The organism is Bradyrhizobium sp. USDA 327 (assembly GCF_041262065.1).
Classification (GTDB): Bacteria; Pseudomonadota; Alphaproteobacteria; order Rhizobiales; family Xanthobacteraceae; genus Bradyrhizobium; species Bradyrhizobium liaoningense.
The window spans coordinates 1,562,189-1,582,339 of the sequence record NZ_JBGCCW010000001.1 but is presented as its reverse complement, the minus strand read 5'-3'; the positions used below and the strand labels follow the sequence as shown (position 1 = coordinate 1,582,339).

Genomic DNA, 20,151 nt, shown 5'->3' with positions numbered 1-20,151 from the left:
TTCCTCCCGCCTCGTGCTTGCGACCCAAAGTAGCGCACTGCAACAAATGTTTGACGCGTTCCAGCAAATGTGGAAGCTTTGGTATCGCTGTAACGATATCAAATATCGCCTACCGATACAATGGCCCGATACGCGGGACTTGGTGGCATGACCGAACGGAAAGGCAGACAGGATGCTTCAGGATCTCCGACTTTCGCGGCGCCTGCCGCCTCTCGCGTCCGGAGTGGCCCTCGCGCTCGCCGTCGGTGCCGCAACACTCAGCCCATCGCCCGCCATGGCCGGCAAAGCCAACAACACCTTGACCTTTGCACTGGATCAGGAGGTCGAAGCAGTCAATTTCTACCAGAGCACCAGCCGTGACGCCCTGATCCTCAGCCGATTGATCTGGGACACCTTGATCTACCGTGATCCCGTCCACGGCGAATACAAACCCGCGCTCGCGACATCATGGAAATGGGTCAATCCGACCATCCTGGATCTCGACCTGCGCAAGGGCGTGACCTTCCAGAACGGCGAGCCGTTCGACGCCGACGACGTCGTCTTCACGATCAACTACTTCTCCAGCCCCGAGGCCAAGTTGAAGAACGCGTCGGTCATCTCGTGGATCGACCACGCCGAGAAGCTGGGCGACTATCAGGTTCGCCTGGTCCTCAAGAAGCCCTTCCCGGCCGCGCTGGAATATCTCTCCAGCCCGCTGCCGATCTATCCGAACGAATATACCAAGAAGGTCGGCCAGGAGGGCATGGAAGCGCATCCCATCGGCACTGGCCCCTACAAGGTGACCGAGATCGTCAAGGGGCAGTCCATATCCTTCGCGCGTAACGATCACTACTGGAAGGAAAGCCCCAAGGGCCAGCCGCAGATCGCCAAGCTCGTGATGCGCACGATACCCGACAAGAATACCCAACTCGCCGAACTGATGACCGGCGGCGTCGACTGGATCTGGAAAGTCGAAAAAGACCAATCCGACGCCCTACGTCCCGCACCGAACCTAACGGTCAAGGACGCCGAGACGATGCGCATCGGCTATCTGACCTTCGACGCGGCCGGCAAGGCCGGCGCCAGCCCGCTCAACAAGATCGAGGTGCGCCAGGCGATTTCCTATGCGATCAACCGCAAGGCCATCGTCGACAACCTGATCGCCGGCGGCGCGCGCGTCGTTCACAGCGCCTGCTTCCCCGAGCAGTTCGGCTGCGACCAGACGATCAAGCGCTATGACTTCGACGTGGCCAAGGCGAAGGAGCTGCTGAAGGCGGCAGGCTACCCGAACGGCTTTTCCGTCACGCTCGATGGCTATCGGGACCGCGAGTTGGCGGAAGCAATGGTCAGCGACCTGGCGCGTGTCGGCATCAAGACGAACCTGAACTTCGGCAAATACGCCGCGATCCGCGATGCGATCCGCAGTGGCAAGTCGCAGATGGCCTTCATGACCTGGGGCTCGAACTCGATCGGCGACGTCTCGGCTTCGACAGGCGTGTTCTTCAAAGGTGATGCAGAAGACACCTACAACGACGCCGAGGTGAAGGCCGACCTGACGAACGGAGACACGCAGACGGATCCAGCCGTGCGCAAGGAGGCCTATTCCAAGGCCCTGCACCGCATCGCCGACCAGGCCTACTGGCTGCCGCTGTGGTCCTATCCCTACACCTACGCCTACACTTCAGAGCTCAACTTCACGCCCACCTCGGACGAGATTCCGCATTTCGCCCAGGCCAGCTGGAAGTAACGAAGCGCGGGGCTCGTGGGGACACGCGGTCGCCTCCGCCGGGGCCGCAAGCATCTGAAGGGCAGACATGTTCGGCTTTCTCGTCAAGCGCCTGGGGTTGGCCCTGCTGGTCGCCATCACTGTTTCGGTGGTGGCGTTCGGCCTGCTGCGCGCCTCGGGCGACATTGCTGTGGCAGTGGCCGGAGAGGGGGCGACGCCAGCCGACATCGCGACCGTGCGTCGTCAGTTCGGCTTCGACCGCCCGCTACCAGTCCAGTACCTCGATTGGGCCGCCAAGGTGCTGTCGGGCGACCTTGGTCGCTCGGTGTATTTCCACGTTCCCGTGCTCGAACTGATCGCCGAACGGCTCCCGGTGACACTGGCGCTTGGCGGGCTCGCCCTCGCCTTCGCGATCCTGCTGTCGATCCCGCTCGGTGTGATCGCCGCGCTCAGGCCGAACAGCCTGCTCGACCGCGCCTGTCTGTGGATTGCCGTTTTCGGCCAAGCCATGCCCAGCTTCTGGTTTGCATTGATGCTGATCCTGGTGTTCGGCGTGTGGTGGCGGCTGTTGCCGATTTCGGGGACCGGAAGTGTGGCGCACTACATCATGCCGGCCATCGCGCTCGGCTACTATGCGGCGCCGGCGATCATGCGGCTGACCCGTGCCGGCATGGTCGAGGTGCTGGATTCCGACTATATCCGCACCGCTCGCGCCAAAGGCCTGAGGACTGGCAAGGTGCTGTTCAAGCACGCCCTGCGCAACGCCGTCATCCCGGTCGTTGCCCTGGCTGCAGTGCAGTTCGGCTTCATGCTGAGCGGTTCGATCGTGATCGAATCGGTCTTTGCGATGCCCGGCGTGGGCGAACTTGCCTGGATCTCCCTGCAGCGCTCCGATTACACCGTCGTGCAAGGCATCGTGCTGATGCTCTCCGTCATCTACATCTTCCTCGCGCTGCTCGCCGACCTCTTCAATGCCTGGCTCGACCCCAGGATCAGGGTGGCCTGACGCCATGAGCGATGCAACTGCGACACCCCTGACCCGCGAGACATTCGTACCGCTCACTCCCTGGGCGCGGATGCGCCGCCGAGCCCTCCGCCACGGAGGCGTCATGTTTGGCGGCGGCCTGCTGATCGTCTGCATCGTCGTCGCCCTGGCTGCGCCCTGGGTGGCACCCCACGATCCCTATGCCCAGGACCTGACCCGACGATTGATCGACCCGGTGTGGGCCGCCAAGGGTAGCTGGGCGCATCCGCTGGGCACCGACCAACTCGGCCGCGACTATCTCAGCCGCATGATCTACGGCTCGCGCGTATCGCTGATCATCGGCCTGGTGACGATGGTGATTTCCGGCCTCATCGGCACCGCGATCGGCATCGCGGCCGGCTATTTCGGCGGTCGCGTCGACCACGTGGTGAACTTCGTCGTCACGACACGTCTTTCGATGCCGGTGATCCTGGTCGCACTGGCGGTCGTCGCCATTGCGGGCAGCTCCCTGCTCATCGTGGTGCTGGTGCTCGGCCTCCTGCTCTGGGACCGCTTTGCGGTCGTCATGCGAAGCGCCACCCGTCAGGTGCGCGATCTGGAGTATGTGATTGCCGCGCAAGCCGTGGGCATGTCGGTCTGGCGCATCATCTGCTCGGAGATATTACCCAACGTGCTCGGCGCCTTGATCGTCGTTGCCACCCTGGAAATGGCGCACGCCATCCTGCTGGAAGCTGCCCTGTCCTTTCTCGGCCTCGGGGTGCAGCCTCCGACTCCATCCTGGGGCCTCATGGTTTCAGAGGGACGCAGGGTGATGTTCGTCAAGTCCTGGCTCATCACCATTCCGGGGGCCGCGTTGTTCCTGCTGGTCCTGGCCATCAACCTCCTGGGCGACGGCCTGCGCGACGTCATGGCGCCGGGGGGGCGGTCATGAGCGAAAGCATGGCAACGACCGGGACTGCGATCAACGCGCCGCTCCTCGTGGTCAAGGATCTGCATGTCGACTTGCCGCTGGAGCACGGCATGCTGCACGCCGTGCGCGGCATCTCCTTCGACGTCAAGCGCGGCGAAACGCTTTGCATCGTCGGCGAGTCCGGTTGCGGCAAGTCCATGACCTCGTTGGCCGTGATGGGCCTCCTGCCGCGCAAGGCCCAACGTAGCGCGGCGCAGCTGACCTTCGACGGGCAGAACCTGGAGCGGATGTCGGACCGACGCATGGCGGCGTTGCGCGGCAACCGCATGGCGATGATCTTCCAGGAGCCCATGACCTCGCTGAACCCGGCCTACAGCGTCGGCGACCAGTTGATGGAGGCGTTGCTGTGTCATCGCCGCGCCGGCCGCCGAGAGGCGCGCGAGCGCGCCATGCATCTGCTGGAGCGGGTTGGCATCACGGCGTCAGAACGGAGACTTGCCCAATACCCCCACCAGCTTTCCGGCGGCCTTCGTCAGCGCGTGATGATCGCCATGACGCTGATGTGCGGACCGGAGCTGATCTTCGCCGACGAACCGACCACTGCGCTCGACGTTACCACGCAGGCGCAGATCCTGCACCTGCTGCTGGAGTTGAAGCGCGAGATGGGTCTCGCGCTGGTCCTGATCACCCACGATCTCGGCGTCGTCGCCCGCGTCGCCGATCGTGTCGCCGTGATGTATGCCGGCGAGATCGTCGAGACTGGCACTGCGCAGGAGATCTTCGGCGCGCCCCGGCATCCCTATACCAAGGGGCTGCTCAGCTGCATTCCGGTTCCCGGGCGCACGCAACCCGGCAAGCATCTCGGCAGCATACCGGGCATCGTGCCCTCGCTCATCGGTCCACTGCTGGAATGCGGCTTCCGCGAGCGCTGCAGCCAGGCGCACGATCCTTGCCGGCGGACCGTGCCACTCCATCCTCTCGGTCCGGAGCATGCGGTGCGTTGCGTTCTGGCCAATGGCGGCGCAGCGGTCCCGACATGAACGAACAGTCACCCATCCTCGAGCTGCGCGGTGTCACTCGCAATTTCCGGGTCAGCCGCGGACTGATGCGCGGGACGGCGACGCTGAAAGCCGTCGACGACGTGTCGCTGAGCCTGCGCCGCGGCGAGGCGCTGGGCCTGGTCGGCGAATCCGGCTGCGGGAAAACGACACTGTCACGCATCCTGCTCGGACTGCTGGCGCCGTCGTCCGGCGAAGTGCTGATCGACGGCCAGACGCTCGCCGCAGCCGATCCGAAAGCGCGGGCCCGCCGCATCCAACCGGTGTTCCAGGACCCCTACTCGTCTCTGAACCCGCGCAAGACCGTGTCGCAGATCGTCGCCGCGCCGCTGGACGTCCACGCCATCGGCACCTCCGCCGAACGAGAGCGGACGGTCGTCAGGACGCTCGACCTCGTGGGACTGCCACGTCGCGTTGCCGACAGCTATCCGGGCCAAATGTCGGGCGGCCAGCGGCAGCGGGTGGCCATTGCGCGCGCCCTTGTCATGCAACCCGAGGTGATCATCTGCGACGAGCCCACCTCGGCCCTCGACGTCTCGGTCCAATCCCAGATCCTCAACCTGCTGCTCGATCTGCAGAAGGAGCTGGGCCTCACCTACCTGCTGATCAGCCACAACCTTGCAGTGGTCGAGCATATCGCCAACCGGGTCGCGGTCATGTATCTCGGCCGCATCGTCGAGGTGTCCTCGACCACGCGCCTCTTCGCCGAGGCTCGTCACCCTTACACGACCGCCCTGTTGCAATCGGTTCTGACCCCGGAGCCCGGCCTCGGCATCCCGGACACACATCTCGGCATCTCCTATCCGAATCCCATGGACCCGCCCAGCGGCTGCGCTTTCCATCCTCGCTGTCCCGCCATGATGGACGTTTGCCGGCATCAGCGCCCGGAACCTCTGCGCGACGACCATGGGCGCGTCGAGTGCCATCTCCGGCCACGGCATAAACAAGACCAAGAAGGAATCCCATGAGCCAGACGCGACGCGTTCTCTCGGCGCAAATCGCGCACGAGACCAACACCTTTTCGATCGTTCCCACGACGATCGAGGACTATCGCAAGCGGCTGCTTCTCCTGGATGCCGAGATCGCCGCGGCGCTGACCGACACCAGGATGGAGATCGCCGCGCATCTGGCCGCAGCCAAACGTTACGGCTGGACCCTGGTCCAGCCGGTCGCCGCCGCGGCCACCCCATCCGGGAAGGTGACGGTTGAGTGCTGGGCCGAACTGCAGCGCCTGATCTACGAGGCCTGCGAAACGGGCCCGCTCGACGCCATCATCCTCGCATTGCACGGCGCGATGGTGACCGAGACCGACGACGACGCCGAGGGTGCGCTGCTCGAAGGATTGCGCAAGCGTCTGGGCGAAACGATCCCGATTGCGGTGACGCTCGACTTGCACGCCAACGTCACCGAACGCATGGGCCGGCTCGCCAACATCATGCTGCCCTACCGAACCTACCCGCATATCGACCAGTATGAGACGGCGTTCCGCGCCGCTGAACTGCTGCAGTCGGCGATGGACGGCACGATCCGCCCGAAAGTCTTCCGCCTGCAGGGACCTCTGCTCGAAGGATGCAATCACGGCCGGACCCAGGGCGGCGTGATGAGCGACCTGCTGGCGCGCGCCGCGGACATGCAGGCGCAAACGCCCGGCCTCTTGTCCGTCGATGTCTGCGCGGGCTTCAGCCTCGCAGACATTGCCGAGGTCGGCCCCAGCGTTCAGGTCACCTACGATGCCTCCCACAACGCCGCCGAGGCGGCCGCGCGGCAGGCCGCGGCCGCGCTCAACGACGAGATGTACCACCGGCGCGCCGAGGCCACCGTAGCGGTGCTCGACTTGCCGACCGCGACGACGCTTGCCGTCGCAGCCGCAGCGGATGTCGCGGACACCCGTCCCCTCGTGATCGCTGACTGCAGCGACAACCCGGGTTCTGGCGCCTACGGCGATGGTGTCCGTCTATTGGAGGCGCTGCTACAGGCGGAGGTCGGAAGCGTGCTCTTCGGTGTCCTCGGCGACCCCGAAACCGCGGCCCGCTGCCACGCCGCGGGCCTTGGAGCCAGCCTGGATGTCGTTGTCGGTGCCAAGCGCCATCCCGCCAGCTACGGACCTCCGCTCAAGCTGACCGGGCGGGTGACCGGCCTGTCGGACGGCGCCTTCGTATGCGAGGGGCCGATGAATGCCGGTCAGCCCATGTCGCTCGGGCCCGCGGCCTTGCTCGAGGTCAACGGCATCTCCATCGCAATTTCGACCAACACGCTGCAGACCTACGATCAGGAAATGTTCCGAATTCTCGGAGCAGAACCGGCTCAATTCCGGATCGTCGCGGTCAAGTCTGCGCACCACTTCCGAGCTGCCTTCGGACCCATGGCCAAGGAGGTGATCCTGGCCGATAGCGGCGGCCTTGCCACCAATGACCACACCAAGCTTTCCTACCGAAGAGTCCGCCGTCCCATCTGGCCGCTCGACGAGATCATGCCGGGTTGACCTGTCCGCTCGGGCTTCTGCTCGACGGCGCGCCGATCGTCGCGCAGCCGAGGCCACTGGCCCTACCCCGCCGCGCTTGATCCGCTCCTTGCGCACGGCGGCAAGATGCACCTGATCCGGCCCGTCGCCGGAGGAAGCGCTTGCCCGCCTGAGGCCGAGATCGGACCATTGATTCAGATTGGTTCCTCCGCTCCGTTGATCCATCTCAACAGAGCCTCGGCCGGGTCGTTCATAAACTTCGCAAGATGCCCCATCGCAGAGCGATGCAGCGAGAGCGAGAGATGACCAATGGCCAATAAGGAAGTCGTGATCTGTTCACCCGTGCGCACCGCCATCGGCACGTATGGCGGCACGCTGAAGGATTTGCCGGCTGTCGATCTCGGCGCCGTGGCGATCCGTGCAACGCTCGAGCGCGCAAAGCTGTCGCCCGGCGATGTCGGCACCATCGTCATGGGCAACGTGATCCAGGCCGGCAACAAGATGAATCCAGCCCGGCAAGCGGCCATCAATGGCGGCGTCCCCGTCGCTGTCCCGGCACTGACGGTCAACCGGGTCTGTGGCTCCGGTGCTCAGGCGATTGCAAGCGCGGCCCAGGAGGTGATGCTCGGGTTCGTCGACAGCGCGGTTGCCGGAGGCATGGAGAACATGGACCGCGCGCCGTATCTCATGGGTTCCGGGCGCTGGGGCTATCGCATGGGCGATGCGAAGATCTTCGATGCGATGCTGATGGACGGCCTGAATGACGCCTTCTCCGGGCAACATTCCGGATGGCATACCGAGGATCTCGCAGCCTCGCATCAGATCACCCGCGAAGAGCAAGACCGTTGGGCCGAACGCTCGCAAAAGCGCTTCTCCGCTGCCCAGGCTGCCGGCAAGTTCGCCGCAGAAATCGCTTCGGTCGAAATTGCCTCCCGCAAGGGTCCAGCACATTTCGACAAGGATGAGCACAACCGGCCCGATACGACGATGGAAAGCCTCGGCAAGCTGAAGCCAGCCTTCCGTAAAGACGGCACCATTACCGCCGGTAACGCGCCCGGGCTCAATACCGGCGCGTCGGCGATGATCGTCGCCGATCGCGCCTGGGCCGACAAGAAGGGTTTGCTGCCGATGGCGCGTCTGGTCGCCTACGGGATAGGCGCTGTCGAACCAGGCATGTTCGGCTTGGGGCCGGTGCCGGCAGTGAAGCAGGCGCTCGAACGGGCCGGCTGGAAGGTATCGGATGTCCAGCGCATCGAGATCAACGAAGCCTTCGCGGCGATCGCAATTGCGGTTGCGAAGGACCTGGGTCTCGATGCAAGCATCGTCAATGTGGAAGGCGGTGCGATCGCACATGGTCACCCGATCGGAGCCAGCGGCGCGGTGCTGACCACTCGATTGCTGCATTCGATGAAGCGCGACGGTATCCAAAAGGGTATCGTCACTCTCTGCATCGGCGGCGGTCAGGGGATTGCGCTTGCGCTTGAATCGATGAATTGAGCAGTGCTCACGCGGCATCCGGACCGATCGGATCATGTCGCGTGACCTCTGCGGCCTGAGGACTGCCTATATTGCCCCACTTTCGCGCGCTGACCGCCCCAACACCATATCTGTTCTTTACCGGCAAGGGGGGAGTGGGCAAGACCTCTCTTGCGTGCGCCACGGCCGTTAGCCTGGCCGACCGCGGACTGCGCGTCCTCATCGTCAGCACCGACCCTGCGTCGAATCTCGACGAGATGCTCGAGGTCACTTTGACCGATCGCCCCACCCCGGTGCCAAACGCGACCGGACTTTCGGCGATGAATATCGATCCCGAGGCTGCGGCCGAAAACTATCGCATTAAAGTGCTTGAACAGCTCGGACCGGAGGTTTCTCCTGACGAGCGATCGACTGTGCGCGAGCAGCTCTCCGGCGCCTGCACCACCGAAATAGCTGCCTTTGACGAGTTCGTGGGACTGCTGGACGGCGATATCGCGGGGTTCGATCACATCATATTCGACACCGCCCCGACCGGTCACACGTTGCGGCTCCTGAGCCTGCCAAAGGCATGGACCGGCTTTCTCAAGGACAACGATCGGGGAGCATCCTGCCTCGGGCCGCATTCAGGTCTGAAGATGCAGGAGGATCGCTTTCGCAAGGCGCTCCAAGCCTTGGGCAATTCCAAGCAGACCACCATCATTCTGGTCACCCGCGCCGACCGGGGTGCGATCCGCGAGGCGGCCAGAACGGCGGCCGAACTTGACGCGCTCAATCTCTCGAACCAGCTTCTCGTGGTGAATGGGCGCTTCCACGCCACGGACCCGACCGATGTCGTCGCAGTTGCCCTCGAGCGGGATCAGGACGAGGCACTGGCCGCAATGCCTGCATCGCTCACGAAACTGCAGCGCGACGAAATTCCTCTGCTTGGGTTCGACATCGTCGGCCTGGTGGCTCTGCGGGCACTTTTGTCACCCAGCAATCAGCCATCGCTCGTATCCGCCGAGCCCGGCACTGAACCGGTCGATCTGCCGGGCCTGAATCGGTTGGTCGATGATATCGCGCAGGACAAGCATGGCCTCATCATGGTCATGGGTAAGGGGGGCGTCGGAAAGACGACGATCGCCGCGGCCATCGCCGCGGGATTGGCCAAGCGCGGACATGCCGTTCATCTCAGCACGACCGATCCCGCAGCTCACGTCAGCTTCGTCGTCGATGGCGCAATGCCCGGTCTGACGGTCGACCGGATCGACCCCCGGGTTGAAACGGAGCGGTATGTCGCAAAGATAATGGCGAGCCGGGGCCGGGACCTGGACGAGCAGGCCAAGGCTCTGCTGCTCGAAGACCTCGCTTCGCCATGCACCGAAGAGGTCGCCGTGTTCCACGCCTTCTCACACATTGTTGCGGAGGCCCGGAGCGCTTTCGTCGTGCTCGATACGGCGCCGACAGGCCACACGCTCCTACTGCTGGACGCGACCGGCGCCTATCACCGCCAGGTGACAAGCCAGGTTGCACCGACCGGTGCAGGACGTATCGTTACCCCGTTGATGAGGCTGCAGGATCCGAACCACACAAAGATCATCCTCGTGGCGCTGCCGGAGACGACGCCGGTTTCCGAGGCCGCTTCCCTTCAAGATGACTTGCGGCGTGCCGGCGTCGAACCATACGGCTGGGTCATCAACAAGAGCCTCGCCGTCTCGGGAACTCGCGATCCCCTGCTGCGGCTTCGGCTCGAGAGAGAGCGAACGCAGATCGCTCGCGTTCAGAACGGGCTCGCAAAGCGCGCTTTCATTGTCGGATGGCGCGTAAAGCCGCCAATCGGCGTGGAAGAGCTGCGCAGTCTGTCATGAACGTTGTTCGACGGTGTGACGGCTGCGGCAGGGTCAAAAGGCGAAGCGCAGCAATTGCTCGCTTGCGCTACGATTGCAATATAATCATGAGCGGGTCTTGCGACTGCCTGCCGCAGGAAAGTCGCAGCCCTACCCCATCACCCCGCCACGCCGGATCAGCTCCTTGCCCACAGCGGCGAGATGCACCTGGTCCGGCCCGTCGCCGATGCGGATGAAGCGGGCGTAGACATAGGCGCGCGCGAGGAAGGTGTCCTGGGAGACGCCGGCGGCGCCGTGGATCTGGATGGCGCGGTCGATGACGCGGGCGGCCATGCTGGGCACCACGATCTTGGCCGCCGCGATCAGGTCGCGCGCGGCCTTGTTGCCTTCACGGTCCATCTTGTCGGCGGCCTGCAGCGTCAAGAGGCGCGCCTGCGCGATCTCGCAGAAGGAGTGCGCGATGTCCTCGCGCACCGAGCCCTGCTCGGCGAGCGGCTTGCCGAAAGCCGTGCGCGAGACCGCGCGCTGGCACATCAATTCCAGCGCGCGTTGGGCGCAGCCGATCAGCCGCATGCAATGGTGGATGCGGCCGGGGCCGAGCCGGCCTTGCGCGATCTCGAAGCCGCGGCCTTCGCCGAGCAAAATGTTCTCCGCGGGCACGCGGACATTCTCGTAGACGATCTCGGGGTGGCCGACCGGGGCGTCGTCATAGCCGTAAGTGAGCATGTCGCGAACGATGCGGACGCCGGGCGTATTCTTCGGCACCAGGATCATGGATTGCTGGCGATGGCGGTCGGGATGATCCGGCGCGGTCTTGCCCATCACGATCAGGATCTCGCAATCCTCGTTCATCGCGCCTGACGTGAACCATTTGCGGCCGTTGACGACGTAGTCGCCGCCGTCGCGGCGGATCTCGCACTGGATGTTGGTGGCGTCGCTGGAGGCAACCTGCGGCTCCGTCATGGAGAAGCCAGAGCGGATGCGTCCCTCCAGCAGCGGCTTCAGCCAGCGTTCCTGCTGCGCCTTCGTGCCGTAATTGGCGAGCACCTCCATGTTGCCGACGTCGGGCGCCGAGCAGTTGAACACCTCGGGCGCCCAGAGGATGCGGCCCATGATCTCCTTCACGGGCGCATATTCGAGATTGGTCAGGCCCGGGCCATGCTCGCCGGACAGGAACAGGTTCCAGAGCCCCTGCTCGCGTGCCAGCCGCTTCAGGTCCTGCAAGACAGCCGGCGTCTTGTAGCGCGATGCTTCCGGCTTGACCTGCTCGTAATAGAGCTCCTCGACCGGCTCGACATGCGTCCGCATGAACTGGCGGACGCGGTCCTGCAGCTCGAGCGAACGGGGAGAGTGTTGAAAGTCCATGGTGGTCTCCTGTTCCCTTCTCCCCTTGTGGGAGAAGGTGGCGCGAAGCGCCGGATGAGGGGTTGTTTCCGCGAGTTCAAATGTAGAGACGACTCGCGGAGCCATACCCCTCACCCGGCTGCGCTTCGCGCATCCACCCTCTCCCACAAGGGGAGAGGGTGCACCGTCTCTGCGGCCTACCCTTCACGTGCCGCGCAGGAGCTCGCTCGCCACGACCCAGTCGTTGCCGTCGAACTGGAGCATGTAGCCGTCCTTGATCGGGCGGAAATCCTGCGGCGTGGTGTTGAGGGTGATGCCGGGCATCAGCAGCGACAGCGGCACGTTCTTCAGGTTGGCCGCCTGCGCCATGATGTTCTCACGCGTCAGGTTGTCCTTGCACTGCCTCAGCAGGACCACCAGCGCCTCGGCGACGGTGTAGCCATAGAGGCCGGCGACGTTGTTGACGTCGGCGTTGGGCAGGCGGCGCTTCATGAAATCGATATAGGCCGTCATCGCCGGATCGTCCTTGGGCTCGGCGACGAACGGCTTGAGCGAGCCGAGCGACAGCACGCCCTTGCCCGCGTCGAGGCCGGCCGGCACCATCACGGTCGCCTTGTTGGCACAGCCGCTCGCGAGGAAGCGCGTCGGCCTCCAGCCCACCTCATGAGCTTTCCGGATCGCCTGCGCGCAGGCGCGCGGCGTCACCGAATAGATCAGGAAGACGTCGGCCTTGGTATTGGCCAGCGTCAGCACCTGGGAATCGACGGTTGGGTCGGCGACCTCGAAGCTCGAGGCCATCGCGATCGCCTTGTCGGCGTCGGCGCCGAGCGCCTCCTTGACGCCGCGCAGATATTCCTTGCCGGCATCGTCGTTCTGATAGAGCACAGCAAAGCGCGCATTCGGGTTCTTGGCGCGGGCATAGGCGACGTCGATCGCGGCTTCGCTGGTGTAGTTCGGCGCCCAGGGCAGCGCCATCGACCAGGGCATGTTGGCGGGATCGTTCCACTTCGAGGCCGAGCTGATCAAGAAGAGCTGCGGCACCTTGTTGCTGTTAAGATACTTCGCGATGGCCGAGCTCGGCGCGGTGCCCATGGTCGCGAAGATGAAGGCGACGCCGTCGCCCTCGACGAGGCGCCGCGCCGCTTCCATGGTCTTGGGCGGGGAGAAGGCATCGTCCAGCGAGATCAGATTGAGCTTGCGGCCGCCAACTCCGCCCTTCTCGTTGATCTCGTCGAAATAGGCCGAGATCACCCTGCCCGTGATGCTGAGCGGCGAGGCCGGGCCGCTATAGGGCATGGTGTTGCCGATCTTGATCTCGGTGTCGCTGACGCCAGGACCGTAGGATTTCTGCGCGGAAACGGGCGTGGACAGGCAGCCGGCAGCCAGCGCTGCGGCCAGGGCCAAAGCGGCTCTCATGGTTTCTCCCCGGTGATGATCGCCCGCGCGAAGCGGTCAACGCTTGCGCGGCGTGCTGCTTTATTGTCAGCGCGTCAGATCAGCCGAGTTCCGCAAGATGGTCTTGCGTCGAGTTGCTGATGGCCCGCGTCGGCCTGGCGCATGAAGCCCTCGCTTCACCTGTCCCGACGGGAGAGATGAAGAGAGATCTGCGCCTAACCTCGTCGCTTCAAGCCAAAGCCGAGGCTGATCCAGCCGGCACCGGCCATGATCAGGTCGATACCGAGAAACAGGCCGAGGATGTAGACGCTGTTCACGGGCCAGCGCGCCACGATGAGCAGGCCGAGCAGCAACGTGATCGCGCCGGAGAGCGCAACCCACACCCACGGGCTCTCGCGTTTCATGCTGAAGGCGAGAAAGAGCCTGACGGCGCCCGAGGCGATCAGCGATGCCCCCAAAAACAGCGTCAGCAGGACTGCCGCGAGCAGCGGATTCGCGAAGGTCAGGAAGCCGGCGACGATATAGAGCACGCCGAGCAGCGCCCAGATCAGGAATTTTCCCCAGCTCTTCACCTGGAATGCGCCGATCACCTCGGCGACACCAGCCACGATCATCATCGCGCCAACCACGATCACGCTCGCCACCGTCGCCATCACGACGCTGCCGAGAGCGACGAAGCCGGCGATCACATAGACGACGCCGAGCGCGACGATCCAGCCCCATTTGGCATGCAGCGCGGCGATGCCCGAACCGAGGCTCGCCTGGTGAGACGTATCCGAAGCACTCGTCATGGCCGCCACTCCTGTGCAAAGCCCGGAGGCACAATTCAAGATAGCACGAACCGGACCGGGACGACAGCCAGCAGAACACTCCTCATCGGCAGCAACATTGACGCAAATCAAGATCGAATGCGGCGAATACGTCTGCCATGTCCTGCAATGATCAGGCGCGCTCGGCAGCGTTGCGAACGTCGAGCACGGCCTGGGCCCATTCGGCGGGCCGCTCCTGCGGCAGGTTGTGGCCGGCATCCTTGAAGACGCGCCGCTCGAAAAACCCCTCGAACTTGCGCGCGTGGTGGGCCGTGCCGGGATTGACGCCGTCGCTGTCGCCATCGATCGCAATCGTCGGAACGCGGATCGGCGGCTGGGCGGCGAGCTTCGCCTCGATCGCGGCATAGGCGGGGTCGCCCGCCACCAGCGCGTAGCGGTGGCGATAGGAGTGAATCACGACATCGACGAAATCGGAATTATCGAAGGACACAGCGCTTGCTTCGAACGTCGCGTCGTCGAACGACCATTTGGGCGACCACATCGCCCAGAGCTGACGGGCAAAGCCGCGGCGGTTGCGCTCCAGCGCGCGGCGGCCGCGCTCGTTGTGGAAGAGATATTGATACCAGAGTGCCGCCTCCTCCGGCGGCGAGGCCGGTTCCATGGCGCGGGCGATGTTCTGGATGTTGTAGGAATTGCCGGAGACGAGCCCGATCACGCGTTCCGGATGGAGCGCCGAGACCACGCAGGCCGCACGTCCGCCCCAGTCATAGCCACCGACGACGGCGCGCTCGATGCCGAGCGCATCCATGAACGCTAGAAGATCGGCGCCAAGCGCGGCCTGCTCGCCGGACCGCAGCGTCTCGGCGGAACGAAAGCGCGTCGGGCCATAGCCGCGCAGCCAGGGCACCAGCACCCGTGCGCCTGCCTCGGCGATGATCGGCGCGGCGACCGCGTAGGCGTTCACGTCATAGGGAAAGCCGTGCCCGAGGATGCAGGGCCAGCCGTCCGGCGCGCCGTATTCGCGATAGGCGATGTCGAGAACATCCGTGGCAATGGTTTTCTGTTGCATGATTTGCTCAGCGGTTGATCGCGATCGTAGCCCGGATGAGCGCAGCGAGATCCGGGATCAGGCGTCATCTCCCCCCGGATATCGCGGCGCTCATCCGGGCTGCAGGAACCCGGCCTATCTCTGCGGACCGGACAGCGAGATGTCGCGTTCGGCACGGAACACGTTGCTGTAGAGGTTGGCGATCCATTGCCGGCCGATCTCGGTCTTGTTGAGATAGCCGATCTCGGTCTGGATGTGCGGTGCGACGCTGTTCCAATAGAATTGCGGGTAGCGGTTGACGATGTCGGCGGGCGAGTCGTAGCCGAGCTGACGGTTGATGCCGACCTCCTCGAACTCGTAATAGAGCGCGTTGGCCTTGCGCAGATAGTTGGGATCGCCGAGCTGGCCGATGAAGTCGGCTGCGCGCAGGATCGAGGCTTCCTCGTCGTATTCCTGGCCCTCGCGGGCCGGGAAGCGCGTGCCTTCGATGGCGCGGGCGATGCGCTCAGAGTCGAGGCCGCGGATGGGCGGCAACCGCCGCCGCACGAAGAGCTTCGAGCGATCGACGTGATACATCATCAGACTGGCATCCGACGCGCCGCGCGGCAGCGACACCTTGGTCCCGGCCTCGTCGACGATGAAACCGTCTTCGTCATCCTCCGGAAACAGGCCGCGGACATAGCCGATGTCATGCGCGAGGCAGGCGATCAGGATGTGGAGGTAATCTTCCGCCTCAAGATGCGCATGGAGATTGCGTCCGGTGAGAATCGCCTGGGCAGCGAGCGTCACAAGCATCGTATGCTCGATGTTGTGATAGAGCGCGTCGCTGTTGCCGATGCATTCCATCGCGGTGCGCGTCGATCCCTCCAGAACCCTGGCAGAGGTCTCGTCGTACCGGCGACGCATGAACGAGCCCAGCATCTTCTCGAGGGTTTCGGCCGCCAGTCTCGGTAGCGTCATCATGGATGCAGCCCCGTCCGCCGCTGGTGTCCCATGCCATCTCCCGACGTCTCATTCTTGTCCTCGACGTAGCGGGAAGCATAGCCCATCTTGGGCCGGGTCACCAAACTCCGGAGCAAAAATACGTAAATATCTTGCCGTCCCGCCGCGCAACATCATGGTTGACGCCACAGTACACCACAACCAAGGCGCCGGAGGGCCGGGGTCGACTCCAGGCCCGATTGCCGCATCAGGGCGCGGCCAGCATGGCGGCACCTTCGGCCGAGCGCGAAAGACTTCTGGCCAGATAGAACAGCTCGACCAGCTTGCCGCGTTTGCCGGCCAGCGAGAAGATGTATTCGGGTGACTCCGCCTCGATCTCCGTGATCGCCACCTTCGCGATCCGGTCGATGCGGCTCGAGCCGTGCTCCCAGACAAAGCCGACACCAAGCCGGTTGGCGACCGCCTCCAGCATCCCCTCGCGTGTATTGACGATGATCGCGGGAGTGGCGCGCAGGTTGACGGCGCGGAGAGCCCTGTCCACGGCGCGCTGGGTCGCGGAATCCCGGGTCCGAAAGACCAGCGGATATTGCACGAGGCCGGCGATGGACACGCGCGATTCACGACTGAGCTCGTGAACGGGATGACAGATCGCCACGACGCGCTGCTGCACGCAGGGCTCGCGCCGGAAGCGGTTGTCCTGCGGCACCTCGGGCAAGACGGCAACGTCGACGCGCTGATCGACCACGGCGGCCATGATCGCCGACCAGCTGCCGATCTCGATGTTGATCTGGATCTTCGGATACAGATTACGGAACGCCGCGATCAGCGCCATGCCCGGCATGGCGTTGCCGAGCCCGATGCGGAGCTCACCTCCCGTGAGCTCATCGCGCTGCTGCAGGATGGCCAGTGCGTCCGCCTCGATCGCCTGCATGCGGCTCGTCGCTGCGTAGAGCCGGCGGCACAGCGGCGTCGCGATCAGAGTCTGGCCGTGCCGGTCGAACAGCGCAACCGCGAACTCGGCCTCCAGATCGCGGACAAGCTGGGCAACGGCCGGCTGCGACACCCCCAGCCGCCTCGCTCCGGCCGCAAAGCTGCCGGTCTCGAACACCGCATTGACGGCCCGGACGCGCGACGACGTCAACGCCACCACAACACCCCCAAAATCGATACTCCCCGTCTTCTGGACCCGGCAAAAGCAAAACCTGGGATGACCATAGGGACCGCCATTGACCGTTATGTGAATGTCAGATGCGCTCCCTACTCCTCATGCGCCGCAACAAGGCCAGCAGGGGACCAAGCGCGCATGGCGCAGATCGAACTTTCCGCAATCCGCAAGTCCTTTGACGGCACCGACGTCCTGAAGGGCATTGATTTCCGAATTGAGGACGGCGAGTTCATCTCGCTGGTCGGTCCTTCCGGCTGCGGCAAGTCGACCCTGCTCCGCATCATTGCCGGCCTCGAGCCGCAGAATTCCGGCCAGGTCCACATCGACGGCCGCCCCGTGGACGCCATTCGCCCGAGCGCGCGCAACCTCGCGATGGTCTTCCAATCCTACGCGCTCTACCCGCATCTGAGTACCTTCGACAACATTGCAGTGCCGTTGCGGATGCGGCGCCTCTCGGCGATCGAACGGCTGCCGCTGCTCGGCAAGCTGCTGCCGGGCCGGCGCGCCAAGGAACGGCACATCCAGGCCGACGTCGAAGGGATCGCCGAGCAGCTCGACATCGCGCCATTGCTGCGGCGCAAGCCCGGGCAATTGTCCGGCGGACAGCGGCAGCGCGTCGCGGTCGGACGCGCCATGGTGCGCGAGCCGCTGGCTTTCCTGTTCGATGAGCCGCTCTCCAATCTCGACGCAAAGCTGCGTGTCCATATGCGCGCAGAACTCGCCGAGCTGCATCGCCGTCTCAAGGCGACGTTCGTCTACGTCACGCACGACCAGGCCGAGGCGATGACGATGTCGAGCCGGATCGCCGTCATGATGGGCGGTGAATTGATTCAGGCCGGGACGCCTGCGGAGATCTACAACGACCCCGGCGACATCCGTGTCGCCGAATTCATCGGCAGCCCCAAGATCAACGTCCTCCCCGGCCGGATCCGGAAGGACGGCGGCATCGACGTGCTCGGGACTGCCCTGAAGCTTTCGTGCAATGCGGCAGCCGGCGAATGCCGCGTCGGTGTCCGCCCGGAGCGGATCGACGTCGGCGCGGGGCCGTTCTCCGGAACCGTGGTCCATCTGGAGAATCTCGGTGCGGAAGCTTTCGTGCACCTTGCGATCGAAGGCGCCGGACTGCGCCTGATCGCTCGGCTCGCGGACGTCAGGCATTTGCCTGCGATGGCGAGCTCCGTCACCTTCGGTTTCGCCCCCGACGCGGTGCGAATTTTCGATCCGGCCGGGAAGCGGATCGAGCTCAGACTGGAGCAGCCCGAGCGCGTCCGTGAGCCCGCCCATGTCTGACGGCTCCATGACCATTGACGCAGCCATCGCTGCTCCCGCGGGCGCGACACGGCGCACGCTGCCGGCCCATGGCAGCCGGCGGACATACTCCGCTTACGCCCTGGTGACGCCGGCCGCGGCGCTGATGCTGATCATGCTGCTTGGTCCGCTCGCCGGCGTGATCGCCCTCTCCTTCACCGACTATCAGCTCGGCGCGCCGCATTTCTCCTGGATCGGCCTCGCCAACTACCAGGACCTGTTCGCCGACAAGGTGTTCTGGACCGCGCTGCGCAACACGCTGGCTTACGTCGTAATCGTGGTGCCCGGCGCCGTGATCGCAGGCCTTGCCATCGCGCTTCTGATCCAGAGCGGCACCAGCCTGCGCAGCCTCTACCGGACGATCTATTTCCTGCCCGTCATGGCGACCCTGATCGCCATGGCGGTGGTGTGGGAGTTCATGCTGCACCCGCAATTCGGCCTGGTGAACGGGATGTTGCGCGGCGCCGGGCTGCCGGCCTTTTCCTGGCTGCAGGACCGCAGCACCGCCCTCTATGCCCTGTGCGCGATCGGCATCTGGCAGGCGGTCGGCTTCAACATGGTGCTGTTCCTCGCCGGCCTCGTCTCCATTCCCAAGCAGCTCTACGAGGCAGCCGAAATCGACGGCGCGTCGAGCGGCTGGGCCCGCTTCCGCCTCGTGACCTGGCCGATGCTGGGGCCGGTCACGACCTTCGTCGTCGTGATCTCCGGCATCCGCTCGTTCCAGGTGTTCGACACCGTGCACGTATTGACCAAGGGCGGCCCCTCGAAATCCACCGAGGTGCTGATCCACACCATGTACACGGAAGGATTCGAGTTTTTCCGCTCGGGCTATGCCGCGGCGATCACCGTCGTTTTCCTGGTCTTCGTTCTCCTGCTCACCCTGATCAAATCGAGGCTCGCCGATCGCGGCGTGCACTACACATGAGCTCCGCGCATCCCATCCCGTTCCGGGCGATCCTCCGCCACGTACTGCTGATCGCAGGCGCCGCGCTCATGCTGGCGCCCTTCATCTGGATGATCTCGACGGCGTCCAAGCCGCAGACCGAGATCTTTTCCAGCGAGCTGCACCTGATCCCGCACCAGTTCGCGCTGGCGGAGAACCTGCGCGAAGCCTTCGCCAAGGCCAATCTGCTGCGCTTCCTGATCAACGGCGTCATCGTCACGATCTCGATCTTCGTGCTGCAGGTCATGGTGGCGCTGCCGGCGGCCTATGCGCTGGCAAAGCTTCGCTTCCTCGGCCGTGAGACGCTGTTTGCGCTCGTGCTGTTCGGGATCCTGATCCCGCCGCAGGCGACCGCGGTCCCCGTCTTCCTGATGCTGCACAAGGCCGGCCTGCTCGACAGCTATGCCGCGCTCGTTCTGCCCTTCACGATCTCGGTGTTCGGCATCTTCCTGATGCGCCAGTTCTTCAAGACCGTGCCGGACGATCTCGTCGATGCCGCGCGCATGGACGGCATCTCCGAGTTCGGCATCGTCTGGCGGGTGATGCTGCCGGCCGCGATTCCGGCCGTGACCGCCTTCGGCATCTTCTCCGTGGTCGCGCATTGGAACGACTACTTCTGGCCGCTGATCGTGCTCAACAGCGAGCAGCTGCGTACGCCGCCGCTTGCGGTCGCGCATTTCCGCAACAATGAGGCCGGCACCAGCTACGGCCCGCTGATGGCCGCGGCGATGGTGATCATCGCGCCGCTCGTCATCGCCTTTCTCTTCGCCCAGCGCCGTTTCATCGAGGGCATCACCCTCACCGGCATCAAGTAA

17 protein-coding genes are annotated in these 20,151 nt (G+C 64.6%); 11 read left to right on the top strand and 6 right to left on the bottom strand.

Annotated features, from left to right (window positions below; genetic code table 11):
• The first annotated feature begins 172 nt into the window (after positions 1-172).
• The 8 genes from ABIA42_RS07160 (at position 173) to arsA (ending at position 10,442) form a co-directional block, all read left to right on the top strand.
• The gene (locus tag ABIA42_RS07160) at positions 173-1,726 is read left to right on the top strand and encodes an ABC transporter substrate-binding protein (protein WP_370114614.1); all 1,554 of its coding nucleotides are present in this window, start codon (positions 173-175) and stop codon (positions 1,724-1,726) included.
• A gap of 67 nt (positions 1,727-1,793) precedes the next feature.
• Complete coding sequence (locus ABIA42_RS07155; RefSeq protein WP_271528620.1) at positions 1,794-2,711, top strand: ABC transporter permease; 918 nt, start codon at positions 1,794-1,796, stop codon at positions 2,709-2,711.
• A 4-nt stretch (positions 2,712-2,715) separates the two neighbouring features.
• Positions 2,716-3,621: an ABC transporter permease gene (locus ABIA42_RS07150; protein ID WP_370114616.1), complete on the top strand. Its 906-nt coding sequence runs from the start codon at positions 2,716-2,718 to the stop codon at positions 3,619-3,621.
• Positions 3,618-4,640, top strand: a complete 1,023-nt coding sequence (locus ABIA42_RS07145; RefSeq protein WP_370114618.1) for an ABC transporter ATP-binding protein — start codon at positions 3,618-3,620, stop codon at positions 4,638-4,640. The genes ABIA42_RS07150 and ABIA42_RS07145 overlap by 4 nt, the downstream gene beginning before the upstream one ends.
• On the top strand, positions 4,637-5,626 hold the full coding sequence (locus tag ABIA42_RS07140) for an ABC transporter ATP-binding protein (protein WP_370114620.1): 990 nt from the start codon (positions 4,637-4,639) through the stop codon (positions 5,624-5,626). Before ABIA42_RS07145 ends, ABIA42_RS07140 begins: the two co-directional genes overlap by 4 nt.
• A complete protein-coding gene (locus ABIA42_RS07135) occupies positions 5,623-7,140 on the top strand; it encodes a M81 family metallopeptidase (protein WP_370114622.1) in 1,518 nt (505 codons plus the stop codon). The genes ABIA42_RS07140 and ABIA42_RS07135 overlap by 4 nt, the downstream gene beginning before the upstream one ends.
• Positions 7,141-7,428: 288 nt before the next feature.
• Positions 7,429-8,616: an acetyl-CoA C-acyltransferase gene (locus tag ABIA42_RS07130; protein WP_370114624.1), complete on the top strand. Its 1,188-nt coding sequence runs from the start codon at positions 7,429-7,431 to the stop codon at positions 8,614-8,616.
• Positions 8,617-8,687: 71 nt separating this feature from the next.
• On the top strand, positions 8,688-10,442 hold the full coding sequence (gene arsA, locus ABIA42_RS07125) for an arsenical pump-driving ATPase (protein WP_370114626.1): 1,755 nt from the start codon (positions 8,688-8,690) through the stop codon (positions 10,440-10,442).
• Positions 10,443-10,571: 129 nt separating this feature from the next.
• Here arsA and ABIA42_RS07120 read toward each other — a convergent pair whose 3' ends face one another.
• The 6 genes from ABIA42_RS07120 to ABIA42_RS07095 all read right to left on the bottom strand — a co-directional run bounded on the left by ABIA42_RS07120 (position 10,572) and on the right by ABIA42_RS07095 (position 17,067).
• Positions 10,572-11,786 (bottom strand): acyl-CoA dehydrogenase family protein, encoded by a 1,215-nt coding sequence (locus ABIA42_RS07120; RefSeq protein WP_271528627.1) that lies wholly within the window; start codon positions 11,784-11,786, stop codon positions 10,572-10,574.
• Between the two features lie 183 nt (positions 11,787-11,969).
• Entirely contained in the window at positions 11,970-13,181 is a 1,212-nt protein-coding gene (locus ABIA42_RS07115; RefSeq protein ID WP_370114628.1) for an ABC transporter substrate-binding protein, read from the bottom strand.
• 194 nt (positions 13,182-13,375) lie between these two features.
• Positions 13,376-13,951, bottom strand: a complete 576-nt coding sequence (locus ABIA42_RS07110) for an HdeD family acid-resistance protein (protein ID WP_271528629.1) — start codon at positions 13,949-13,951, stop codon at positions 13,376-13,378.
• A gap of 151 nt (positions 13,952-14,102) precedes the next feature.
• The gene (locus ABIA42_RS07105) at positions 14,103-14,999 is read right to left on the bottom strand and encodes an alpha/beta fold hydrolase (RefSeq protein WP_271528630.1); all 897 of its coding nucleotides are present in this window, start codon (positions 14,997-14,999) and stop codon (positions 14,103-14,105) included.
• A gap of 114 nt (positions 15,000-15,113) precedes the next feature.
• Positions 15,114-15,941: an HD domain-containing protein gene (locus ABIA42_RS07100; protein ID WP_271528631.1), complete on the bottom strand. Its 828-nt coding sequence runs from the start codon at positions 15,939-15,941 to the stop codon at positions 15,114-15,116.
• Positions 15,942-16,167: 226 nt separating this feature from the next.
• Positions 16,168-17,067, bottom strand: a complete 900-nt coding sequence (locus ABIA42_RS07095) for a LysR family transcriptional regulator (protein ID WP_271528632.1) — start codon at positions 17,065-17,067, stop codon at positions 16,168-16,170.
• Positions 17,068-17,223: 156 nt separating this feature from the next.
• Here ABIA42_RS07095 and ABIA42_RS07090 point away from each other — a divergent pair, with 156 nt between their 5' ends.
• From ABIA42_RS07090 to ABIA42_RS07080, 3 genes are read left to right on the top strand one after another with little or no spacing between them, the layout of a single operon-like run.
• Positions 17,224-18,375, top strand: a complete 1,152-nt coding sequence (locus ABIA42_RS07090) for an ABC transporter ATP-binding protein (RefSeq protein ID WP_370114631.1) — start codon at positions 17,224-17,226, stop codon at positions 18,373-18,375.
• Positions 18,368-19,318, top strand: coding sequence for a carbohydrate ABC transporter permease (locus ABIA42_RS07085; RefSeq protein WP_370114633.1), 951 nt, complete (start codon positions 18,368-18,370; stop codon positions 19,316-19,318). The genes ABIA42_RS07090 and ABIA42_RS07085 overlap by 8 nt, the downstream gene beginning before the upstream one ends.
• A complete protein-coding gene (locus tag ABIA42_RS07080) occupies positions 19,315-20,151 on the top strand; it encodes a carbohydrate ABC transporter permease (RefSeq protein WP_370114635.1) in 837 nt (278 codons plus the stop codon). The genes ABIA42_RS07085 and ABIA42_RS07080 overlap by 4 nt, the downstream gene beginning before the upstream one ends.

Bases quoted from the DNA above. Each gene is read 5' to 3' on its own strand.
- ABIA42_RS07160 (WP_370114614.1), top strand. From the start codon at position 173: ATGCTTCAGGATCTCCGACTTTCGCGGCGCCTGCCGCCTCTCGCGTCC.
- ABIA42_RS07155 (WP_271528620.1), top strand. From the start codon at position 1,794: ATGTTCGGCTTTCTCGTCAAGCGCCTGGGGTTGGCCCTGCTGGTCGCC.
- ABIA42_RS07150 (WP_370114616.1), top strand. From the start codon at position 2,716: ATGAGCGATGCAACTGCGACACCCCTGACCCGCGAGACATTCGTACCG.
- ABIA42_RS07145 (WP_370114618.1), top strand. From the start codon at position 3,618: ATGAGCGAAAGCATGGCAACGACCGGGACTGCGATCAACGCGCCGCTC.
- ABIA42_RS07140 (WP_370114620.1), top strand. From the start codon at position 4,637: ATGAACGAACAGTCACCCATCCTCGAGCTGCGCGGTGTCACTCGCAAT.
- ABIA42_RS07135 (WP_370114622.1), top strand. From the start codon at position 5,623: ATGAGCCAGACGCGACGCGTTCTCTCGGCGCAAATCGCGCACGAGACC.
- ABIA42_RS07130 (WP_370114624.1), top strand. From the start codon at position 7,429: ATGGCCAATAAGGAAGTCGTGATCTGTTCACCCGTGCGCACCGCCATC.
- ABIA42_RS07120 (WP_271528627.1), bottom strand. From the start codon at position 11,786: ATGGACTTTCAACACTCTCCCCGTTCGCTCGAGCTGCAGGACCGCGTC.
- ABIA42_RS07115 (WP_370114628.1), bottom strand. From the start codon at position 13,181: ATGAGAGCCGCTTTGGCCCTGGCCGCAGCGCTGGCTGCCGGCTGCCTG.
- ABIA42_RS07110 (WP_271528629.1), bottom strand. From the start codon at position 13,951: ATGACGAGTGCTTCGGATACGTCTCACCAGGCGAGCCTCGGTTCGGGC.
- ABIA42_RS07105 (WP_271528630.1), bottom strand. From the start codon at position 14,999: ATGCAACAGAAAACCATTGCCACGGATGTTCTCGACATCGCCTATCGC.
- ABIA42_RS07100 (WP_271528631.1), bottom strand. From the start codon at position 15,941: ATGATGACGCTACCGAGACTGGCGGCCGAAACCCTCGAGAAGATGCTG.
- ABIA42_RS07090 (WP_370114631.1), top strand. From the start codon at position 17,224: ATGGCGCAGATCGAACTTTCCGCAATCCGCAAGTCCTTTGACGGCACC.
- ABIA42_RS07085 (WP_370114633.1), top strand. From the start codon at position 18,368: ATGTCTGACGGCTCCATGACCATTGACGCAGCCATCGCTGCTCCCGCG.
- ABIA42_RS07080 (WP_370114635.1), top strand. From the start codon at position 19,315: ATGAGCTCCGCGCATCCCATCCCGTTCCGGGCGATCCTCCGCCACGTA.